The organism is Paraclostridium sordellii (genome assembly GCF_000953675.1).
GTDB classification, from domain to species: Bacteria; Bacillota; Clostridia; order Peptostreptococcales; family Peptostreptococcaceae; genus Paraclostridium; species Paraclostridium sordellii.
On record NZ_LN679998.1, the window covers coordinates 2,272,226 to 2,292,305 of the forward strand.

The following is a 20,080-nucleotide window of genomic DNA, read 5'->3' on the forward strand; positions in this document are numbered from 1 at the left end:
AAGTATTTTATCTAAATATTTTAGATTATGAAGCTTTTAATTAAATTTATAAATTTATATTATTTAAAATATATTTTATACTTATATAAATCACTGACTACATATTCTTCTTTTAAAATTGAATATAGCTTTAAATCTACATAAGATTGTTTATGAAGCTTTTCTTCTCTAAGTATTGCATCTAACTTCATATTTGCTTTTAACATAACATTTTCAGAAGCTACATTTTTACTAATACATCTAGCTTCTATTTTATTTAAATTCATATAATTAAATGCAAAGTCAACTACCACTTTCAAAGCTTCTGTAGCTATTCCCTTTCTCCAATGCTTATCACTTAGTATATAACCAACTTCAGCTTTTCTATTTTGACTATCACATTTTGAAAAGCCGCAAATACCAATCATTTCATCATTTTCTTTTAATGATATTGCCCATGGAGTAGGTCTATTATTTTTATATCCGTCTATCATAAAATTTATCATTTTTTCTACAACTTTAATATCTTGAATTTTATCTATAATCATATATCTTGTTACATTATCATTTGATAAAAAAGAAAAAAGTTGTTCTAAATCATTTTGATTTATCTTTCTTAATCTTATTCTATTTGTATATAAATCAGGTAGATTTTCAAATATATTTTCCACTTTTCACCTCTTAGTTATTATTTTCTATAAGTATATCTTGTAAGATTTACTTTCTTTATTCGTTTTAAACTCTTTAAAGCCAACAGATTTAAATAATCTCTTTGACCTATTATTATAATCGTAAATTTCAGGTATGGTTATAGACTTATAACCTAACTCCTTAGCTCTATCTAATAATTTTAATATTACTTTTTTACCAATTCCAAGTCCCCAATATTTTTTATCTCCTATAACTATTGGCATATTCTCTTCTGATAAAGTCACATCACCTATAATTTTATATACTCCATCATCCATTATTTCTATAAAATATAATTCTCCTAATTCATCCAATTTACTATACATTCTATATATAGTTTCTAGGTCATATACTTTATCTTGTACTCCTTCTGAGTTATACAAAACATCTTTATCTTGATACCATTTTAAGCCAATATCCCAATTTTCTTTTGAAAGTGTAACTAACCTTAATCGTTCATCTATCTGTAAATTTTTTGGTTTTTGATTTATTTTTAACCATTCATTTTTTAGTATATCCATATATACAATATCAGAAAACTTTCCATATTTACTATTAAAATAAGCTTCTCTTATTATCCCTATTTCTTTAAACCCTAATTTTTTGTATAAATTTTGTGCTCTTATATTTTCTTTCATAGTTGTTAATTCAATTTTATTTAAATTTAAATTTTTAAACATAAAATCAATAAAACATCTTAGTGCATCCTCTCCATATCCTTTTCCTTGTTCATTAATTTCACATATTTTTATTCCAAATTCAGACTTTTGATTTCTTGCATCATATTCATTGTAATTAATTTCCCCTATAGGCTTTAACCCTTGTTTTTTACAAATCATAAAACACTTTTTATCATTATATAAAGAGCCATTATTTATTTCTTTTAAAACTTTATCTTTTAAATAATTTAGACTTTGCAAAGTTCCAAATCCTAGACCTGAATCACCCATCATATTTTCATCATTCCACCACTTGTGTAAATATATTTCATCTCCAAGTTCAAATGGTCTTATGACTACGTACTTCCCTACAATCATAATAACTTACTCCTTTTTAAGCGTTTTAAATTTTTCTTTCATAATAAGACTCTTTAGAAATGCAATAAAATAAAGATTTAACTTCTTTATTATCTAACTGTCTTAAAATAGTTTTTTTACTTAGTTTATATTCAAACCCACATTTTTGAATAACTCTTTTTGAGTTATAATTAGACTCTGCATGTCCACACCATATCAAGTCTAAATTTAATTCATTAAATCCATATTCAATTATACAATTTATAGCTTCTGGCATTATACCTTTTCCCCAATACTTAGGGTTAAGCGCATAACCTAATTCTCTTTGCTTTAAATTAACTTTACTTTCATCTGGAGATTTTTCATGTACACCTATAGTTCCTATTAGTTTATTTTCAGACTTTAAAATAATCGCATATGTTTCATTATTTTCCATAAACATGTGTATAATATTTTTACTCTCATCTTCACTTTCATGTGGTTTCCAACCTGCATTAGGTCCAACTAATTCGCTCTTTGCATACTCAAATAAGTCTTTACTGTCACTTTCTCTAAATTTTCTAAGAAGTAATCTATCCGTTTCTAAATTTTTCATAATGTCCTCCTAATTTATTCTATTACTATAGTTATTCTTCATATAGCTTCTATATCCTACTTTTATAGACAAGTAGTAATTTAAACTTTTCATTTTACGAACTTTTTTATTTATTTACACATAAAAGTTCATATATTATAATAATTATTACGTATTTTAATGAATTTTAAAAATAGGAGGGGTTTCATTGCAAATATATAAGGGGAATATAATATTCACTAAGAATAAAAATAAATTTGAAGTTATAAAAAATGGTTTTATAGTGGTAAAAGATGGAAAGGTTATTAATGTGTATGATATTTTACCTGATAATTATAAAAATATCGACATAATAGATTATAAAGATAAACTAATAATACCAGGTATGAATGACTTACACGCTCATGCCTCACAATTTAGGAATATAGGAATGGCTATGAGTAAAGAATTGATTCCTTGGCTTAATAATTATACTTTTCCTGAAGAATCAAAGTATTCAAATTTAGATTATTCAAGTAAAATGTACAAAAAATTTGTTAAGGAAGTTTGGAAAAAAGGAACAACTAGAATAGCAGTTTTTGCTACTATCCATAAAGATTCCACATTACAACTTATGGATATTTTCGAAAAATCTGGTTTAGGTGCATTTGTTGGAAAAGTAAATATGAATATAAATTGTCTAGATGAATTATTAGAAGATACATATCAATCAATTATAGATACAGAAGAAATTTTAAAAAGATATTCATCTGAGAATAATTTAGTAAAACCTATAATAACTCCAAGGTTTATTCCTAGCTGTGATAGTGAATTATTAAGTGCTTTAGGAGAATTAGCATTTAAATACAGCATTCCTATTCAATCCCACCTTTCTGAAAATTTAGGTGAAATTAAATGGGTTAAAGAGCTTCAGCCAGAATCAAGGTTTTATGGAGATGCCTATAATAAATTTAATTTATTTGGCCAAACAAAAACATTAATGGCACATTGTGTATACTCAAGTGATGAAGAGTTAGATCTTATGAAAAAAAATAACGTTACCGCTGTACACTGCCCTTTCTCTAATTTAAATTTAGCCAGTGGCATAATGCCAATTAGAAGATTCTTAGATAAAGGAATATCAGTAGCTCTTGGATCTGATATTAGTGGGGGACATGAATTATCAATGTTTAAAGTTATTGTAAATACTATACAATCTTCTAAAGTTTGTTGGTTAAACTCTAATAAAGAATTTGATTTTTTAAATTTATCTGAAGCATTTTATTTAGCTACAAAAGGTGGAGGAAGTTTCTTTGGGAAAGTTGGAAGTTTTGAAAAAGATTATGATTTTGATGCATTGATTATAGATGATGAAAATCTTAATCATGATAACTATTCTTTAATGGAAAGATTGGAGAGATTTATATACCTTGGAGATGATAGAAATATAGTCCATAGGTACGTACGTGGTAATCTAATTGATGAACCTAATTTTTAAATTATAACATTTATTTACACTTTTAAAACTTAAGTTCTAGTAAATAATAATTTAAAGATATTATTTATCTAAACTTAAATAAAAGGAGTTTTATAATATGTCTAAGTTTACAGGAATAGTTAAATGGTTTGATAATGATAGAGGATACGGATTTATATCAGCTAATGATGGTAATGATGTATTTGTTCATCACTCAAACGTAAAAGAAAATGGTCATTGCAAAGATTTACATGAAGGAGAAGAAGTTACTTTTGATGTTATTGATGCACCTAAAGGTCCTTCAGCTATAAATGTCCATAAAAATTAAAAAAGAGCATACAGTAAACTTACTGTATGCTCTTTTTTTAATTTTTATGAATTTTACTTATAATATCATTTTTTATATTTTCTATTTTATTCTTAGTATCGTTTATATCTGTACTAATTTTATCTTTTTTATTATCTAATTTACTGTCTAAATTTTCTACCTTATCTTTTGTATATTCTGAACTTTTTTCTAAATTATTAACTTTATCATCTACTTTATCTTTTACATTTTCAGCTTTATTTTTCACTTCATTAATTTTATGTGATGCTGAGTTAACTTTATCTGATACATTGTTAAGTTTTCCATCTACTTTATTTTTTGTAGAGTTTAAATCATTATTAGCATTGTCTACTTTATTGTTAATATCTTTAACTTTAGAATCTAGATTACCCGTTAAATTACCAGCTGAGTTAAGAGCCTTATTTACATCATTTAATGTAGATTTTGCTGAATCAATTTTTTCAGTAAAATTATTTGTAAAATCACTTAACGATTTAACATGAGAATCAGTATCTATTTCATCAAACTTTTCTCTTATTTTTTTACCAATATCAAGATTTATACTTGATTCTTTCTCCTTAGACTTTTCTTCTTTTTTATCTTTTATATTATCACTTGAACAACCAGTCAAAATTATAGTTGAAATTAATGTTGTTATTAAAATTATTTTCTTTTTCATATTTCCTCCTCTTTACTTAGATTTCTAACCTTTTTATTGTTTTATTATTTTACTACATTTTTTTGTTTTTGTATACAATAAAATTTATTTTTATTTATAAAAAAGAGAGCCTTTTTACTGGCTCTCTAAAAATCTTTTAATTATCTTAATATATTTTTCCTGGATTTAATATGTTTTTATTATCAAATGCTATTTTTATATTTTTTATTAAATCCATATATGCATGACTTTGAGATTCATGTAAATATCCTTTTTTAGCATATCCAATTCCATGCTCTCCTGATACTTTACCATTAAGTTCTCTAGATTTTTCATACATTCTTTCAAAGGCTTCAGTTAGTTTTTTATCCCATTGCAATTTATCTAAATCATCTTTTAATACATATATATGAAGATTTCCATCTCCTGCATGTCCAAAACTTTTAATTCTTATATTAAGTTCTTCTTGTAAGTCATTTGTAAATCTTATAAATTCAGCTACCTTATCTCTTGGTACAACAACATCACACTCGTCTATTTCTGTTGTAGATGCTTTTATAGCTTCAAGAAATGCTCCTCTTGCTGACCAAATTGACTCATTTCTTTCTTGAGTATCTGAAATAAATACATCATAAGCTCCACATTCTAAGCAAAGTTTTGCAACTTTATCATACTCTTTTTCTATATCTTCTTTACTGTTTCCATCAAATTTTAACAGTAAATATGCGTCAGAAGTATTATCTGGGAATTTTTTACCTAAAAATTCTTCAGATGCAAGTATTACATCTCTTTCCATAAACTCTATAGCAGTTGGAATAGATTTAGATTTTATAATTTTAGGAACTGTTTCAATTGCAGTTGCTAAATCTGGAAATGGAACAAGTAAACTTATATCTTTTTTAGGTAATGGAAGTAATTTTAATATAGCCTTAGTTACAATACCAAGAGTTCCTTCTGAACCTACCATTAAATCTTTTATACTATATCCAGAACTATTTTTTACAACTTTTCCTCCAACATTTATAATTTCACCATTTGGAAGTACGACTTCTAATCCTCTAACATAATCTCTTGTAACTCCATATTTTACTGCTCTCATTCCACCTGCATTAGTATTTATATTTCCACCTATTGTGGCACTTTTTTCTCCTGGATCTGGTGGGTAAAATAAGTCCTTTTCAGATACATATTGTCCTATAGTCATAAGTAAAACTCCAGGTTCTACTGTTAAAGTTAAATTTTCTTCATCTAACTCTAATATGTTATTCATTTGGCTTAAGTTTATCATTATTCCACCATAAATAGCTACAGCAGCTCCTACTAATCCTGTTCCTTGCCCCCTAGGAGTTACTGGTATATTATATTCATAAGCATATTTCATGATTTTAGAAACTTCCTCTGTACTATGTACATTTACTAATACTTCTGGATATTTTTCAATTCCTCCCAGTTCATCATGTGAGTAGTCTTCATTTATATTTTCTCCTACTAAAACATTTTCCTCTCCACATAGGTTTATTAAAAATTCAATATCTGTATTATCTATTTTTTTATACATAACGATTTCCCCCAATCCTTATTGTGCTGTAATTGCAACTTTTTCTAATAAATTATCTTTACTTAATTTTTCCAACTCTATGTCTTTAATAAGTTTAGGTATTACATCGTAAATATCTCCTATAATAGCGTAATGAGCTGTATCAAATATTGGAGCTTTTTCATCCTTATTTATAGATATTATGCAATCAGACCCATTCATACCTGCTACAAATTGTATCGCTCCTGATACTCCACAAGTAATTATTAACTTAGGTTTTACAGTTCTACCACTTAATCCAATTTGTTTTTTTGCATCTATCCATCCATCTTCAACTAGTGGTCTAGTCCCAGCTACCTGTCCTCCTAATAAACTTGCTAGCTTATATAACATATCCATATCTTCTTTTTTCTTTAATGCTCTACTTCCAACTATAATAACTTCTGCATCTTCTATTCCAACTTCTTTATCTTTTTCATTTATTTTTAAAACATCTATTTTAGATTTTAATTTTTCTTCATCTATTAAGCACATAGTTATTTTTCCAGATGGATTTTCAATTTTTTCTGGAGCGTTAAATATTTTATATCTAACAGTTGCAAATTGTGGTCTGTGATTTGGTGTGTGTATATGAGCCATTATATTCCCACCAAATGCAGGTCTTATTTGATCTAAATCAGTATTTTCTTGAACATCTAATATTGTACAATCAGCAGTAAGACCTGTTTTAAATCTGGCAGCTAGTCTTGGCGCTAAGCTTCTTCCAAGTGTAGTTCCTCCAAATAATACAATAGTTGGTTTTACTTTTTCTATAAAATCTTCTACACATGCTGTGTATGGTTCTATTCTAAATTCTTCTAATTCATTATTGTCATATACAAATACTTCATCTACTCCATAAGATAATAATTCATCTGCTCTATTATTTATGTTACTACCAACAAATACACAATAGACTGGTTGATTTATTTTTTTAGCCATTTCTTTAGCTTTTCCTATTAATTCAAATGTAACAGGATGTATATCCCCTTCATGGTGATCAACGTAAACAGCTATTCCTCTCCATTTATCTTTATCTATTTTTTTAACTTCATCTTCTACAAATTCAAATACACCTTTAGGTCCTGTCTTGACACAAAGTTTGCACATTTTACATCCAGCACCTATTTCTAATTTCCCATTGTTAAGTTCTATAGCCCCAAAAGGACATATGTCTAATATTTTTTGAATATCCTTAGCTTTATCTTGATTTATAACTATCTTAGCCACTTTAAATCCCCCCTATATTAATTTTAAGTCTTTGATTTTATTTAATAATTTAGATGATATTTCTTCACCTGACCACACTTCTTTTTCTATATCTGAAGTTGGTGGGAATATCTTAAGAACTTGAGTTGGTGATCCATTAAGCCCATAATGTTTTTCATCTTTGTCTTCAAAGTCCTTTAGGCTAATCATTGGTATTTCTTTGTCTTTAGTTTCTAATTTTAATCTAAAAGAAGGTAATCTAGGTTGGAAAATTTCTTTTTCTACAGTTATTAAACAAGGAAATTCAACTTCACAAATTTCACGTGTATTAGGCATATCTACTTCCACTACTATGCTCTTTTCTTTTGTTTCTATTAATTTTGTTACATTAGTAACATGTGGTATGTTTAAAAATTCTGCTATCTCTGGGCCAACCTGAGCTGTATCTCCATCAGTAGTTTGCTTTCCACAAATAATTAAGTCAGTATCTCCAAATTTTCTAATTGCTTGTGAAATTGTATATGAAGTTGCTAAAACATCTGCCCCAGCAAATTTTCTATCACTTACTAAAGCACCTTCATCTGCACCCATCATAAATGCTTCCTGAATAATTTGTTTTGCTTGTGGAGGTCCCATACTTAATACTTTTACTTTCGCTCCATTTTCCTCTTTTATTTTTAAAGCAGTTTCTAATGCATATAAATCATATGGATTCATCTTAGAATCTACTCCATCTCTTTTTAAAACTCCTGTTTTCTCATCTACCTCTACTTCTGATGTTCCTGGAACTTGTTTTATACATACTAAAATTTCCATGTCATTTCCCCCTTTACTTTACTATTACTGATACTCCATCAGGTATAACTGCTACTTTAGCATCTTTACCTTTTATGTCAAAAGCCATTTGTAAAGCTTCTTCAAAACTACTTGCATGTTTCATATGCATGTTTTTAATCATTTGTGGATCGCATAAATCAGTTACCATAATTACAGTAAACTTTTCTAAAATTCTTGCTAGTATTTGAAATTCCCACTGATCTGGAATTGTTTCACTCTTTGGAATTTTTCTTACTTTTTCTAAAATTTCAGTTGGTGATGATGCACTTGCTACACTATCATAAAATGATTGACCTCCATGTCCATCATTACAAGCTGACACCATTATTATAACTCCATTTTCCTTACATGTAGCTTCTGCCGCTGTCATACCTTTTACAGTTTGATATATATTTTGGTCTAGTGGATATCCTCCATTTGTACTAACTACAATATCCGCATCTACAGAATCTACTTTAGATAATTTTGTTACAAATTCACATCCTGCTTCATGTGCCTTTTCTAAATTTCCTGCAAATGCACCTATAACTTTCTTATCTTTATCTATTGCAACATTTAATATAAATGCTAAATTAACACTTTTTGCTGCTTGTAACATGTCTTCATGAATTGGATTATTTTTAAGATTTCCCGTCCTAGCATAAGGACTGTCAATAAATTCCGAACAGTGATTATACATTATAGTTTTCACTGATGCCACCCCAGGAAGTACACTTTTTCTTCCTCCAGAAAATCCTGCAAAAAAATGTGGTTCTATAAATCCTTCAGCTATTAATAAATCTGTTTCCATTATAGCTTTATTTACAATCAAGTCACCACCTGATGGGAGTTTCCCTACTTTCACCATAGATTCCTCATCATTTGCAAAGTGCATTATTATATTTTCTTTATCTACTATTTCTTTGCCCATTTTATATATAAGTTCTTCTCTCGTACTAGGTCTATGGCATCCAGTTGATATTATTATTTTTATATCTATATCAGGATTTGAGTTTCTTATTTTATTTAATATTATAGGCAAGGTTATTCTACTTGGTACAGGTCTTGTGTGATCACTTGTAATTATGACTACATCCTTTTTATCTTTTACTAATTCTTCTAATGTTTCACTTTCTATTGGATTTTCTAAAGCTTTTTTAACTATTTCACTTTCACTAAGTGTAGTTTTAAAGTCATGGGCTTTAGATTGTAAAACCTTTATCATGTTTTTGTCTGGTATATTTACATACATACCAGATTTTGAGTAAGGTAACTTAATCTCCATCTGTGTCCCTCCTATTGAACTGATACGCTTTAGATAAACCCCTTTTCCAGAATCGTTTTCCTAAAGCTTGTTTAATTGTAGTTTTTAATGAATTGGTATGCATATCCTAAATGTAAAATTTCAAGCAACAAACTAATTGGTATTATGGTCTTACCAGTTTGTAATTTTATGATAGTAAACTTTATGACAATAAACAAGTATTGTTTATGTATTAACAATATTATATATTATTATTTTATTTTTCATTTACATTAGCTGATTTTATTTTTTAAAGTTTGTTTTATTAAAAAAAATATAGATTTCATTTTATTGAAATCTATATTTTTTCCATAGTAATTTTTATTAGATCTAAATGTTCTTTCATGTAAATGTAAGCATTTTCAGGATCTCTAGCAATTATTGAGTCACAAATTTTTTTATGTTGAATATTTAATGTATCTTCTTCATGATAATAATCTACTATTTTTTGTCTGGAATTTATAATAAAGTCTTCTAATAAATTTAAGGATATTTTGTATAAGCTTTTTATTAAAAAGTTTTTACTCATGCATGCTATTTTATAGTGAATTTCTTTATCTATATCACCTTTATTATAAATTTTGTCATTTCTAGTTAATTCTTGTGAAATTTTTTTCAACTCTTCAAATTCTTCTTCTGTCCCTCTAGTGGCAGCTAATTTAACGGCTTCCAATTCTATCATACTTCTTAATTCTAATATATCCTCATAACTACCATTGTTTAATATAAACATCATAGATAATGGTTGTATAAGAGATGTCTCTATATTATTACAAATAAAATTCCCTTCACCTTGTCTACTTTCTATTATCCCCATAGTTTCCAAAACTCTTAAAGCTTCTCTAATTGACGTTCTACTAACTCCCATCTTCTCAGAAAGCTCACGCTCTGACATCAATTTATCGCCTTTTTTAAGTTTTCCAGATAAAATCATATCCTGGATTTGACTTATGACTTGCTGATATATTTTTTTATTAGTTATATTACTAAACAAATATATACCTCCTTGTATTAAATACTTATGACTATATTATACTATAAAATTTCTTAAGCAATAAAAAATGATATTTAAATATGTAAATTTAAATATCATTTTTATACAATTAATTTTTTATAAATTCTATTATAAATACTACTGAATTTTTCCCATTTTTTATATTATATTTAAAACCATGTTCTCTTAAAATTTGACTTACGATATATAATCCTAAACCACTACCTCCAGTTTTTCTATTTCTAGATTTTTCTACCCTATAAAATGGTTTAAATAGTTTTTCTTTATGTTTTTCATCTATACTTACTCCAGTATTTTCAATTTCTAAAATAGGATTTTCTTTTTTATATAATTTAATATTCAAATTAGCATTCTCTGGAGAATATTTAATAGCATTATTAATTATATTATTTATAGCCTTTGCTATTCTTTCTTCATCAGCTCTTATAGTTATATTTTCATCCATTTTTACTTCTAAAATTATATCTTTCCCCTCAATCAAATCTATTTGTCTTTTTATTAACCTATTTATTAAGTAAGTTAGATTTATATCTGTAACTTCTGATTTTTTCTCTAATATTTCAAATTTTGAAATTTGTATCATTTCTTCTACTAAATTTTTTAGTTCTTGTGTAGAATCATACGATTTTTTTAAATAGGTATCTCTATCCTTATATTTTCCTATATTATAAATCATTCCTTCTAATTGCCCACTTATTATAGTAATTGGAGTCTTTAATTCATGAGAAATAGTTGCTATAAATTCTTTTCTCTTGGCTTCTTGCATTCTTTCATTTTCGATTATATTTATAAGTGGCTTAGTAACCCACTTTGAAAAAACATATGATGCAATAATGGAAAGAACTATTGCAACCCCCAAAATTATAGGCATCAAATCAAGTATAACGGTAGTCGCTTCATCTATAGGTTGAAGTGGCATACTTATATCAAGAAAATACGGTGATATACTATCTTTAGTATATATAACCATAGTTTTCTTAAAATCCTTGTATGAATACCCCACACTATTTGCATAAGGTAGAAACATAAGCTCTCTATTTCCAAATTCCACCTTACCACTAACATCTCTTAATAAAATCCCTAGATTTTCTTTTTGTGATAAATCACTTAAACTTTCTTTTAAATTATGTAAATTACTAGTCCTAGATTTAGCAGATATAATAGATAATCTATTATCTAACGATTTTATCTTATACCTTTGGTAATAAGATGGAAGTAAAAAATATAAGATTAGATATACAGTCAAAACTAAACCTATTGATAATGTAGTTATTATTACAAAGATCTTTCTATTTATAGGTAAGTATTCCCACTTTTCTCTAATTTTTATCAAGACTATAACCAATCCCTTTCACAGTTTTTATGTATGGTAATTCAATTTTTTTTCTTATATTTTTTATATGAGCATCTACCACTCTAGTATCTCCATAATAATCATATCCCCAAACATTATCTAAAAGATTTTCTCTTGTTATGACTTGAGGATAATTTTCTATTAAAGTTTTTAATATATTAAATTCTTTTAAAGTAAGCTCAATTGTATTTCCATCTAAATATGCTTGATAAGTATCTAAGTCTAAAGTTAATTTTTCAAAAGTTAATATATTTGATTCGCTGTCATTACAAGTTCTTCTTAAAACAGCTTCAACTCTTTTCATTAAAAGTGTAAACGAAAAAGGTTTAGTTATATAATCATCACACATTAAATCAAAACCTTTTATTTGATCACTTTCTTGATCTAGTGCAGTTAAAAATATTATTGGAATATTTGAAGATTGTCTTATCATTTTACAAACTCCATATCCATCTAAATTTGGCATCATGACATCTAAAATTACTAAGTCAAACTCTTCTTTTTTAAAGGTTTGAATTCCTTCAATCCCGTCATTTGCAGATTTTACATTATATCCTTCTGCACTTAAAAATTCAACTATAAGTTCTTGTATATTACTATCATCTTCTATTACTAATATATTTTTATTTTTCATTTTATTTCTCCTGTAAGTACATCATTTTAATTTTTATTTTATAACTTTTATATGAATTTGTCGTGAACTGCATATATTTTACAAGTTTATAATTTAATGCTACGTATTAATTTTAACATATATGAAAAGCTAATAAAGATACTTTTATAAAAGGAGTGATTTTTTAGATGACACTTACCAAAGACATATCATTTTATAAATCTATATTTAAAATTTCACTTCCTATAGCTACTCAAAATCTTATAACATTTGCTATTAGCTTAGCTGATACTATGATGGTTGGAAAGTTGGGAGAAATTAGTTTATCAGCTTGTGCTATAAGCAATAATATATTTTTTATATTAGCAGTTATAATCTTTGGAGTTGGAAGTGCTTCTAGTGTAATGGGAGCTCAATATTTTGGAAAAAAAGATATAATTTCAATACATAAAATTATGTCTATAATGTATAGGATTTGTTTTTTTCTAGCTTTGATTTTTACTTTTATATCATATGTTTTTGCAAAAAATTTAATATCTATATTTACTGATGATATCCTTGTAATTAATGAAGGTGTTCGTTATTTAAAAATTATTTCCCTAGGTTATATATTTTATGCTATAACAAATTGCACTATAATAATACTTAGATCTGTAAAGACTATTAAAATTTCCCTACTTGTTTATGGTATAGCTTTAATAGTAAATATATTCTTAAATTGGGTTTTAATATTTGGTAAGTTAGGTTTTCCACCCCTTGGAATAACAGGTGCAGCTATTGCTACAATATTTTCAAGAATATGTGAGCTTATAGTTATTTTAATTTTTATGTTTAAATTTGAAAAAAAGATAAACTTTAAAATAAAGTTTCTTAAATTTTTAGATAAACCAATTTTAAATGATTTTATAAAAGTTTCTACTCCTATAATTTTAAATGAAATGTTTTGGTCTATAGGATCATCTATGATATGTATTATAGTTTCTAGAATGGGAACAAAAATTGTTGCCGCAAATAGTATTAATAATATAGTCAATCAATTTGCTACCTTATTTATATATGGTCTATCTAGTGCATCTTCCGTAATAATAGGAAATACAGTAGGTGAGGGTGAAAATTCAAAAGTTGTAGAATATGCTGATACCATTTGTATACTTAGTATATTTATGGGAGCTTTGGCAGGGATAACTATATATATTTTAAGACCATTTGCAGTAAATTTTTATAATATTGAAAATGACACTAAACTTATAGCTTGTCAAATAATGCTTGCAACCTCTATAATTTCCGTATTTAGAGCTTTATCTTCAAATGTTTTGATGGGAATATTACGTGGTGGTGGTGATAATAAATTTGCATTTTTAATTGAAATGTTATGCCTATGGTGTTTTTCAATTCCATTGGGATTTATCAGCGCATTTATACTAAAGCTTCCAATATTTTGGGTATTTATAATTATTAGAAGTGATGAGGTTTTAAAAAGTATAATTGGATTTATTAGAGTAACTAAAGGTAACTGGATAAATAATGTAACACGTGATATAAATTAAAATAAAAAAGGTGCAATTATATATAATTGCACCTTTTTTATTTTAATTATAAATATTTATAAAATCTTCTTAACTATGGTAAAATCTATCTATACTATTTAAAAAGAGGTAATATTTATGTATTTTTTAAAAATTTTAACAGATAGTTTTTTTAATTTAATTAGTATTATGGGTATATTCATATTTTTCGGATTGATTTTTAATATAATTGAAGAAAAAAATAATCAACTACTTCAAAAAACCTTTGGAGTAAAATCTATAATCTTTACAGGATTTATAGGAACTGTAGTTCATGAGCTTAGTCATCTTATAATGGCATTACTATTTAATCATAAAATAATTGCTATAGAATTATTTAGACCTAAAAAATATAAAAATGATGGAGTTTTAGGGTTTGTAAAACATACTTATAATTCAAAAAGTCTTTATCAACAAATTGGTAATTTTTTTATAGGCATTGCACCTATGATATTTGGAACTTTTTTTATATGGTTACTATTAATTTTACTTTCTAATAATAGTTATCAAACTTTTATTAGTAACCTAAATATAAATTTATATAATCACCTTATTAAATCTTATGATTTTTATAATTTATTAAAACTTTTGTTTAATGACATATTTAATTTTATAAAAACAATGTTATCTTTTAATTACTTATTTAATATAAAACATTTAATTTTACTATTTTTTATATACTCTATAACTACTCATATGTCTTTAAGTTTATCTGATTTAAAGGGGAGTTTAAAGGGATTATCTGTATGTTTTTTAGTAATTTTTATAATTACATTTTTAAATAATATTTTAGGATTATATAATATTTTTACTAGTACTTTTGTTTTGAAAGTTAATATATATATTCTTTTATTTTTATCTGTAGGACTGTTATTTTCATTTATAACATTGTTGATATCCTTTTTACTATATATTGTAAAAAAATGATTAATTACTATTTTTTAGAAAATAATATATATTAAGACTTAATTATACTCGAATTTAGAAAGGATGAAACCTTTGGAAATAATTTTAATTTTAATAGCATGTTTAATTGGATTTATGCTTATAAAATATTTACTTAAAAAGATTTTATTTGGATTTTTAATTCTAGTTTTTTCTGGAATAATTAGCTTTATATATAAAATTCCATATACTATTATGTTACTTTCAATATCTATAATTATTTATTGTATTTTATCCATTTGCTCAGAGCTAAAACAAATGCTTTTAAATCTTTTTAAGTCTCGTAAATCATACTTAAATGGATGGTATGAAAAAATTGTTGACTTACTTTTTAGTACTAACTATATATTTTTTATGATTAACTGCTCTATTTATCTTGTTCGTATGAGTTTTTCTACGTTTAATACTATGAATCTAGTTATTATATTTTTAATATCATGGATGTGCATTTGGGCTATTGGTCATAGTAAATTTATATTATTTAAATGTCTAGAGCAACAAACAAATAAAGAAGTAATAGTATAAGTTATACTATTACTTCTTTAAGTATTTAAAATTTCAAATTCATAATTTTCTTCTAAAGCATCATATTTATTTCTATTCATAATAATATATTCTATAATTAAAATTACATTAAAAATCGACATTACCACAATCCCATATAAATATGGATTTAAATTATTTCCTATCCCTATAGGTGATGATTTCATATATGCATAGTTAGATCCAACAATATTATTTAATACAAATATTAATATATGATAACAATTTATTACAATAAGAGTCTTTTTAAAATCATATTTGTTCATACCTATCTTTTTCACAAAAACTATATAAACAGATCCTAAAAGTAAAAAAATATGACCTATAAAATATGAAATTTGTGTTATATGCGGAAATGAAAATGGATCTAGCTTAATAAATAATAATGCTGATGTAGCACAAAATATTCCTAAATATGACCCTATTTTCATCATAAAGTCTTTTTTGAAAATTAATCCTATTACAAGTGCAATTATAGCTATTCTACAATGAAACAAAGGTAACCCTTCTTTTAATACATGATAGTGTCCTTTTATATACCATAGGTATAATACTGATTGCTGAATTAACAAGATTACTCCTATAAAAACTTCAAATAATCTATTTTCTTTTTTCATTTTTATAATAGCTATACTAGATAAAAAAGCTATAATTAACAAAATTATATGAATGTATCCAAAATTAACGAAGTTATTTTTTCCTACAGATGTTCTAAAAAAATAATAAAATTTATCCATGTATGTCTCCTTCAATTGATTATATACCTTCAATTATTATAAATGCCATTAAACTTTTTAGCAAACATTAATTTTAAAAGTAAAATATTTTTATTAATTCTATCTAAACTTAAACTAATTTTAATTTTATTTCTCTCCACTTTTAATATATTAAATTATTACTTTCTAGCAAATAAAAATAACCATACTCATATGAGCATGGTTATTTTTATTTGCTATTATATATTTAAATTTTTGATATACTAAGAATGTGCTTTAAAAGATTTTACATAGCTAAACTTATTTAATGAATATGCTAATGGTATAGCAATAGCCATACTTATTATTCCTTGTATTAAATTCGATGGGATAGATGCTGCAGAAATTAATACACTGCCTTTTAATACTATTCCTGCTCCAAAATATCCAACTACCATTACTATAGTTCCTATAGCAGTTGCAAATACATCTTTTAATATCGTATTATGTTTTCTTACAATAATTCCTACTAAGTATCCTTCAAGTCCCTTTACAATAAGAGTAAATAGTGCCCAATGTGAATATCCACTTAAAATATCCGCAAGAGCTGATCCTATTCCTCCTGCAATCATACCCGGTATTGGTCCAAATAAAATTGATGAAATAAATATTACACTATCACCTATGTTAACATATCCATTAGTTCCTGGAGTAGGAATTTGAATAGTCATTGTAGCTATGCATACTAAAGCTATCATTAAAGCCCTTAGTACAAGCTCTCTAGTTTTATTATTCATCTCTATGTATACCTCCCTAATAATAAATCTTTATACACTAATTATAGAAAAATAAATTGTAATACTCAATAGTAATTGTACCCATACAATTTTCTTTTTAAATAATTAAAGATTAATTATTTATATATAGACCTATATACCTAGTTAATTTAAAGTATCACATGATTTAGATTTATTAATAACTTTAGATTTCAACTATTTTAAAATAAACTTTATCTAAACATTAATTTAATTATTATAATTTGTCTTTATTTTATTAATAAAAAAGAATAGCCAATATTGACTATTCTTTTTTTATTATGAATTTATTTATATGCTTTAAAATTTCTAAGTCTTAATGCATTACTTACAACAGATACAGAACTTAAACTCATTGCCGCAGCTGCTATCATAGGGTTTAAAAGAGGTCCTCCAAATAAATATAAAATACCTGCTGCTACAGGTATTCCAATAGTGTTATACCCAAATGCCCAAAATAAGTTTTGTTTTATATTTTTTATAGTTTCTTTGCTTAATTTAATAGCTGTTGGCACATCCATTAAATCACTCTTCATTAAAACAATGCTAGCAGATTCAATAGCTACATCTGTACCATTTCCTATAGCTATTCCTATATCAGCTTTTGCTAAAGCAGGTGCATCGTTTATTCCATCTCCAACCATAGCAACAAAATTTCCTTTATCTTGAAGCTTTTTAACTTCATTTGCCTTATCTTCAGGTAATACTTCAGCTAACACAATATCAATTCCAACTTGTTTAGCTATTGCATCAGCAGTTTTTTGATTATCACCTGTAACCATAGCTACTTTTATTCCTATTTCATGAAGCTTTTCTACTGCTTTTTTACTACTTAACTTAACTACATCTGCAACAGCTATTATACCCGCAATTTCATTATTTATAGATATATACATAGGAGTTTTTCCTTCATTAGCTAAATTATCCGATACATTTTTTAGCTCTCCTAATTGTATACCACTTTCATCCATAAGTTTTTTATTTCCAAGTAATATATTTTTATTATCTATATTAACTTCAATTCCTTTACCTGTTATTGAATTAAAATTATTAATTTTTAAAAACTCTATTTTATCTTCTTCCCCTCTCTTAACTATAGCTTCTCCAAGAGGATGTTCTGAACCTTTTTCTGCACTTGCTGCAATTTGTAACAAGTTTTTTTCATCTATTATATTTGTTGTTATTATATCTGTCACAACTGGCTTACCTTCGGTTATAGTTCCAGTTTTATCAAATATTATAGTGTCGATTTTATGAGCAGATTCTAAAGCTTCTCCACCTTTTATTAAAATACCATTTTCAGCTCCTTTACCTGTACCAACCATTATAGCCGTTGGTGTTGCAAGTCCTAGAGCACATGGACAAGCTATAACTAATACCGAAATAAATATTGTAAGTGAGAATACTAAATCCTTTTGCCCTATAAAATACCATGCTAGTGCACTAAGTAAAGCAATTACTAACACAGTTGGAACAAAATACCCAGATACTGTATCAGCTAATTTTGCTATTGGAGCTTTGCTTCCCTGTGCATCTTCAACTAATTTTATTATTTGAGCTAGGGTTGTATCACTACCTACTTTATCAGCTTTAAATTTTATATTACCATTTTTATTTATACTTGCACCAGTTACTCTATCTCCTACCTTCTTACTAACTGGCATACTTTCGCCTGTTAGCATAGACTCATCAACAGAAGTATGCCCTTCAATAACTACTCCGTCAACAGGTATTTTGCTTCCTGGTTTTACAACTATAATATCTCCTTCTTCAACTTCATCTATAGGTATTTCAATTTCTTCATTGCCTTTAACTATTATAGCTGTCTTAGGTTGCAATCCCATAAGTTTTTTAATAGCTTCTGAAGTCTTACCTTTTGATCTTGATTCTAAATATTTCCCAAGTAATATCAGTGCAATTATTATACCTGCACTTTCATAATATAGTTGGTGATGATGTCCACCCATACTCATTCCTTTAGTACTTACTAGTTGGATTGTTGTATATATACTATATAAAAGTGCAGCTGCTGTACCTATTGCAACTAAAGAATCCATATTAGGGCTTTTTGTAATTAAAGCTTTTGTACCATTGATATAGAATTTATATCCAGCTCCTACAATAGGAATTACTAATATCAACTGAACAATTGCATAGTTTAAAGTGTTAGTTTGAGGATTAATTATATTAGAAACTGGCAATGGTCCAAATGGAGATGGTACCATAGGTCCCATAGCTATATAAAGTAGAGGTATAGCAAATATCATGGCTATTGTAAGTTTAGTTTTTAAAGTTTTTAGTTCTTTTTCTTTTCTTACTCTATCTTCATCTACATCTTCTTTTTTACTTTCTTCAACAACTTTATACCCAACCTTTTTTATAGCTTCCTTAATTTGAGATATCTTAATTTTAGATGGATCATACTCTATAGTAGCTTTATCTGTTGCTATATTAACACTTATATTTTCAATTCCATCTAATTTTTTTACGCTTCTTTCAACTGCTTTTGCACATGACTGGCATGTCATTCCTTCTATTTTCATATCTATCTTTTTAGTCTCATCGATAATCTTATATCCTAATTTTTCTATAGTCATTTTTATTTGTGCTATTTTAACTTTTGATGAATCATACTCTATAGTAGCTTTATCTGTTGCTATATTAACATTTATCTTTTCAATTCCATCTAATTTCCCTACACTTCTTTCTACTGCTTTGGCACAAGATTGACATGTCATTCCTTCTATTTTCATATCTAGTTTTTGAAGTTTAGGTTTATTATTTTGCTCAGATTTTATTCCATATCCTGCTTTTTCTACTGCTTTTTTTATATCTTCATAGCTAACTTTATTTTTATCATAATTGATATCCATCTTTTCTGTAGCTATATTAACACTGGCATTATCTACTCCATCAATCTTTTTAACTGC

At 26.3% G+C, this 20,080-nt stretch carries 19 protein-coding genes; 5 read left to right on the plus strand and 14 right to left on the minus strand.

Annotated elements, in window-relative coordinates; translation table 11 throughout:
* Nucleotides 1–59: 59 nt before the first annotated feature.
* The 3 genes from ATCC9714_RS10900 to ATCC9714_RS10910 are packed head-to-tail and all read right to left on the minus strand — an operon-like array spanning nt 60 to nt 2,280.
* Nucleotides 60–650, minus strand: coding sequence for a GNAT family N-acetyltransferase (locus tag ATCC9714_RS10900; protein WP_021125900.1), 591 nt, complete (start codon nt 648–650; stop codon nt 60–62).
* Nucleotides 651–674: 24 nt separating this feature from the next.
* Nucleotides 675–1,706 carry a GNAT family N-acetyltransferase gene (locus ATCC9714_RS17585; protein ID WP_081013661.1) on the minus strand — a complete coding sequence of 344 codons (1,032 nt, stop codon included), beginning with the start codon at nt 1,704–1,706 and terminating at the stop codon, nt 675–677.
* A 25-nt stretch (nt 1,707–1,731) separates the two neighbouring features.
* Nucleotides 1,732–2,280, minus strand: coding sequence for a GNAT family N-acetyltransferase (locus tag ATCC9714_RS10910; RefSeq protein WP_057545265.1), 549 nt, complete (start codon nt 2,278–2,280; stop codon nt 1,732–1,734).
* 187 nt (nt 2,281–2,467) lie between these two features.
* Here ATCC9714_RS10910 and ATCC9714_RS10915 point away from each other — a divergent pair, with 187 nt between their 5' ends.
* Together ATCC9714_RS10915 and ATCC9714_RS10920 are read left to right on the plus strand one after the other, a co-directional pair.
* The gene (locus ATCC9714_RS10915; RefSeq protein WP_057545266.1) at nt 2,468–3,736 is read left to right on the plus strand and encodes an amidohydrolase family protein; all 1,269 of its coding nucleotides are present in this window, start codon (nt 2,468–2,470) and stop codon (nt 3,734–3,736) included.
* A 97-nt stretch (nt 3,737–3,833) separates the two neighbouring features.
* Nucleotides 3,834–4,043 (plus strand): cold-shock protein, encoded by a 210-nt coding sequence (locus ATCC9714_RS10920; RefSeq protein WP_021127982.1) that lies wholly within the window; start codon nt 3,834–3,836, stop codon nt 4,041–4,043.
* Between the two features lie 37 nt (nt 4,044–4,080).
* Here the strand turns inward: ATCC9714_RS10920 and ATCC9714_RS10925 are convergent, their stop codons facing one another.
* The 8 genes from ATCC9714_RS10925 to ATCC9714_RS10960 all read right to left on the minus strand — a co-directional run bounded on the left by ATCC9714_RS10925 (nt 4,081) and on the right by ATCC9714_RS10960 (nt 12,608).
* A complete protein-coding gene (locus ATCC9714_RS10925; RefSeq protein WP_021125907.1) occupies nt 4,081–4,722 on the minus strand; it encodes a T7SS effector LXG polymorphic toxin in 642 nt (213 codons plus the stop codon).
* A gap of 145 nt (nt 4,723–4,867) precedes the next feature.
* On the minus strand, nt 4,868–6,259 hold the full coding sequence (locus ATCC9714_RS10930; RefSeq protein ID WP_054631045.1) for an FAD-binding oxidoreductase: 1,392 nt from the start codon (nt 6,257–6,259) through the stop codon (nt 4,868–4,870).
* 18 nt (nt 6,260–6,277) lie between these two features.
* A complete protein-coding gene (locus ATCC9714_RS10935) occupies nt 6,278–7,507 on the minus strand; it encodes an electron transfer flavoprotein subunit alpha/FixB family protein (protein WP_021127985.1) in 1,230 nt (409 codons plus the stop codon).
* A 12-nt stretch (nt 7,508–7,519) separates the two neighbouring features.
* Complete coding sequence (locus ATCC9714_RS10940) at nt 7,520–8,302, minus strand: electron transfer flavoprotein subunit beta/FixA family protein (protein ID WP_057545268.1); 783 nt, start codon at nt 8,300–8,302, stop codon at nt 7,520–7,522.
* Nucleotides 8,303–8,315: 13 nt separating this feature from the next.
* Nucleotides 8,316–9,587, minus strand: a complete 1,272-nt coding sequence (larA, locus tag ATCC9714_RS10945; RefSeq protein ID WP_054631042.1) for a nickel-dependent lactate racemase — start codon at nt 9,585–9,587, stop codon at nt 8,316–8,318.
* Nucleotides 9,588–9,903: 316 nt separating this feature from the next.
* Nucleotides 9,904–10,599, minus strand: a complete 696-nt coding sequence (locus ATCC9714_RS10950; RefSeq protein ID WP_021127988.1) for a FadR/GntR family transcriptional regulator — start codon at nt 10,597–10,599, stop codon at nt 9,904–9,906.
* Nucleotides 10,600–10,708: 109 nt separating this feature from the next.
* A complete protein-coding gene (locus tag ATCC9714_RS10955; protein ID WP_054631041.1) occupies nt 10,709–11,953 on the minus strand; it encodes a sensor histidine kinase in 1,245 nt (414 codons plus the stop codon).
* A complete protein-coding gene (locus ATCC9714_RS10960; protein WP_054631040.1) occupies nt 11,940–12,608 on the minus strand; it encodes a response regulator transcription factor in 669 nt (222 codons plus the stop codon). Before ATCC9714_RS10960 ends, ATCC9714_RS10955 begins: the two co-directional genes overlap by 14 nt.
* Before the next feature lie 167 nt (nt 12,609–12,775).
* On the opposite strand from ATCC9714_RS10960, the gene ATCC9714_RS10965 reads away from it, so the two are divergent.
* The 3 genes from ATCC9714_RS10965 to ATCC9714_RS10975 all read left to right on the plus strand — a co-directional run bounded on the left by ATCC9714_RS10965 (nt 12,776) and on the right by ATCC9714_RS10975 (nt 15,622).
* Nucleotides 12,776–14,134, plus strand: a complete 1,359-nt coding sequence (locus ATCC9714_RS10965; RefSeq protein WP_057545270.1) for an MATE family efflux transporter — start codon at nt 12,776–12,778, stop codon at nt 14,132–14,134.
* Between the two features lie 117 nt (nt 14,135–14,251).
* Entirely contained in the window at nt 14,252–15,079 is an 828-nt protein-coding gene (locus ATCC9714_RS10970) for a hypothetical protein (RefSeq protein ID WP_057545271.1), read from the plus strand.
* Nucleotides 15,080–15,151: 72 nt separating this feature from the next.
* A complete protein-coding gene (locus ATCC9714_RS10975; RefSeq protein ID WP_021125925.1) occupies nt 15,152–15,622 on the plus strand; it encodes a hypothetical protein in 471 nt (156 codons plus the stop codon).
* Nucleotides 15,623–15,639: 17 nt separating this feature from the next.
* Here ATCC9714_RS10975 and ATCC9714_RS10980 read toward each other — a convergent pair whose 3' ends face one another.
* The 3 genes from ATCC9714_RS10980 to ATCC9714_RS10990 all read right to left on the minus strand — a co-directional run bounded on the left by ATCC9714_RS10980 (nt 15,640) and on the right by ATCC9714_RS10990 (nt 20,068).
* Nucleotides 15,640–16,377, minus strand: a complete 738-nt coding sequence (locus ATCC9714_RS10980; RefSeq protein ID WP_057545273.1) for a YwaF family protein — start codon at nt 16,375–16,377, stop codon at nt 15,640–15,642.
* 242 nt (nt 16,378–16,619) lie between these two features.
* The gene (locus tag ATCC9714_RS10985; protein WP_057545275.1) at nt 16,620–17,132 is read right to left on the minus strand and encodes an ECF transporter S component; all 513 of its coding nucleotides are present in this window, start codon (nt 17,130–17,132) and stop codon (nt 16,620–16,622) included.
* Between the two features lie 305 nt (nt 17,133–17,437).
* Complete coding sequence (locus tag ATCC9714_RS10990; RefSeq protein ID WP_244465173.1) at nt 17,438–20,068, minus strand: heavy metal translocating P-type ATPase; 2,631 nt, start codon at nt 20,066–20,068, stop codon at nt 17,438–17,440.
* Nucleotides 20,069–20,080: the final 12 nt, after the last annotated feature.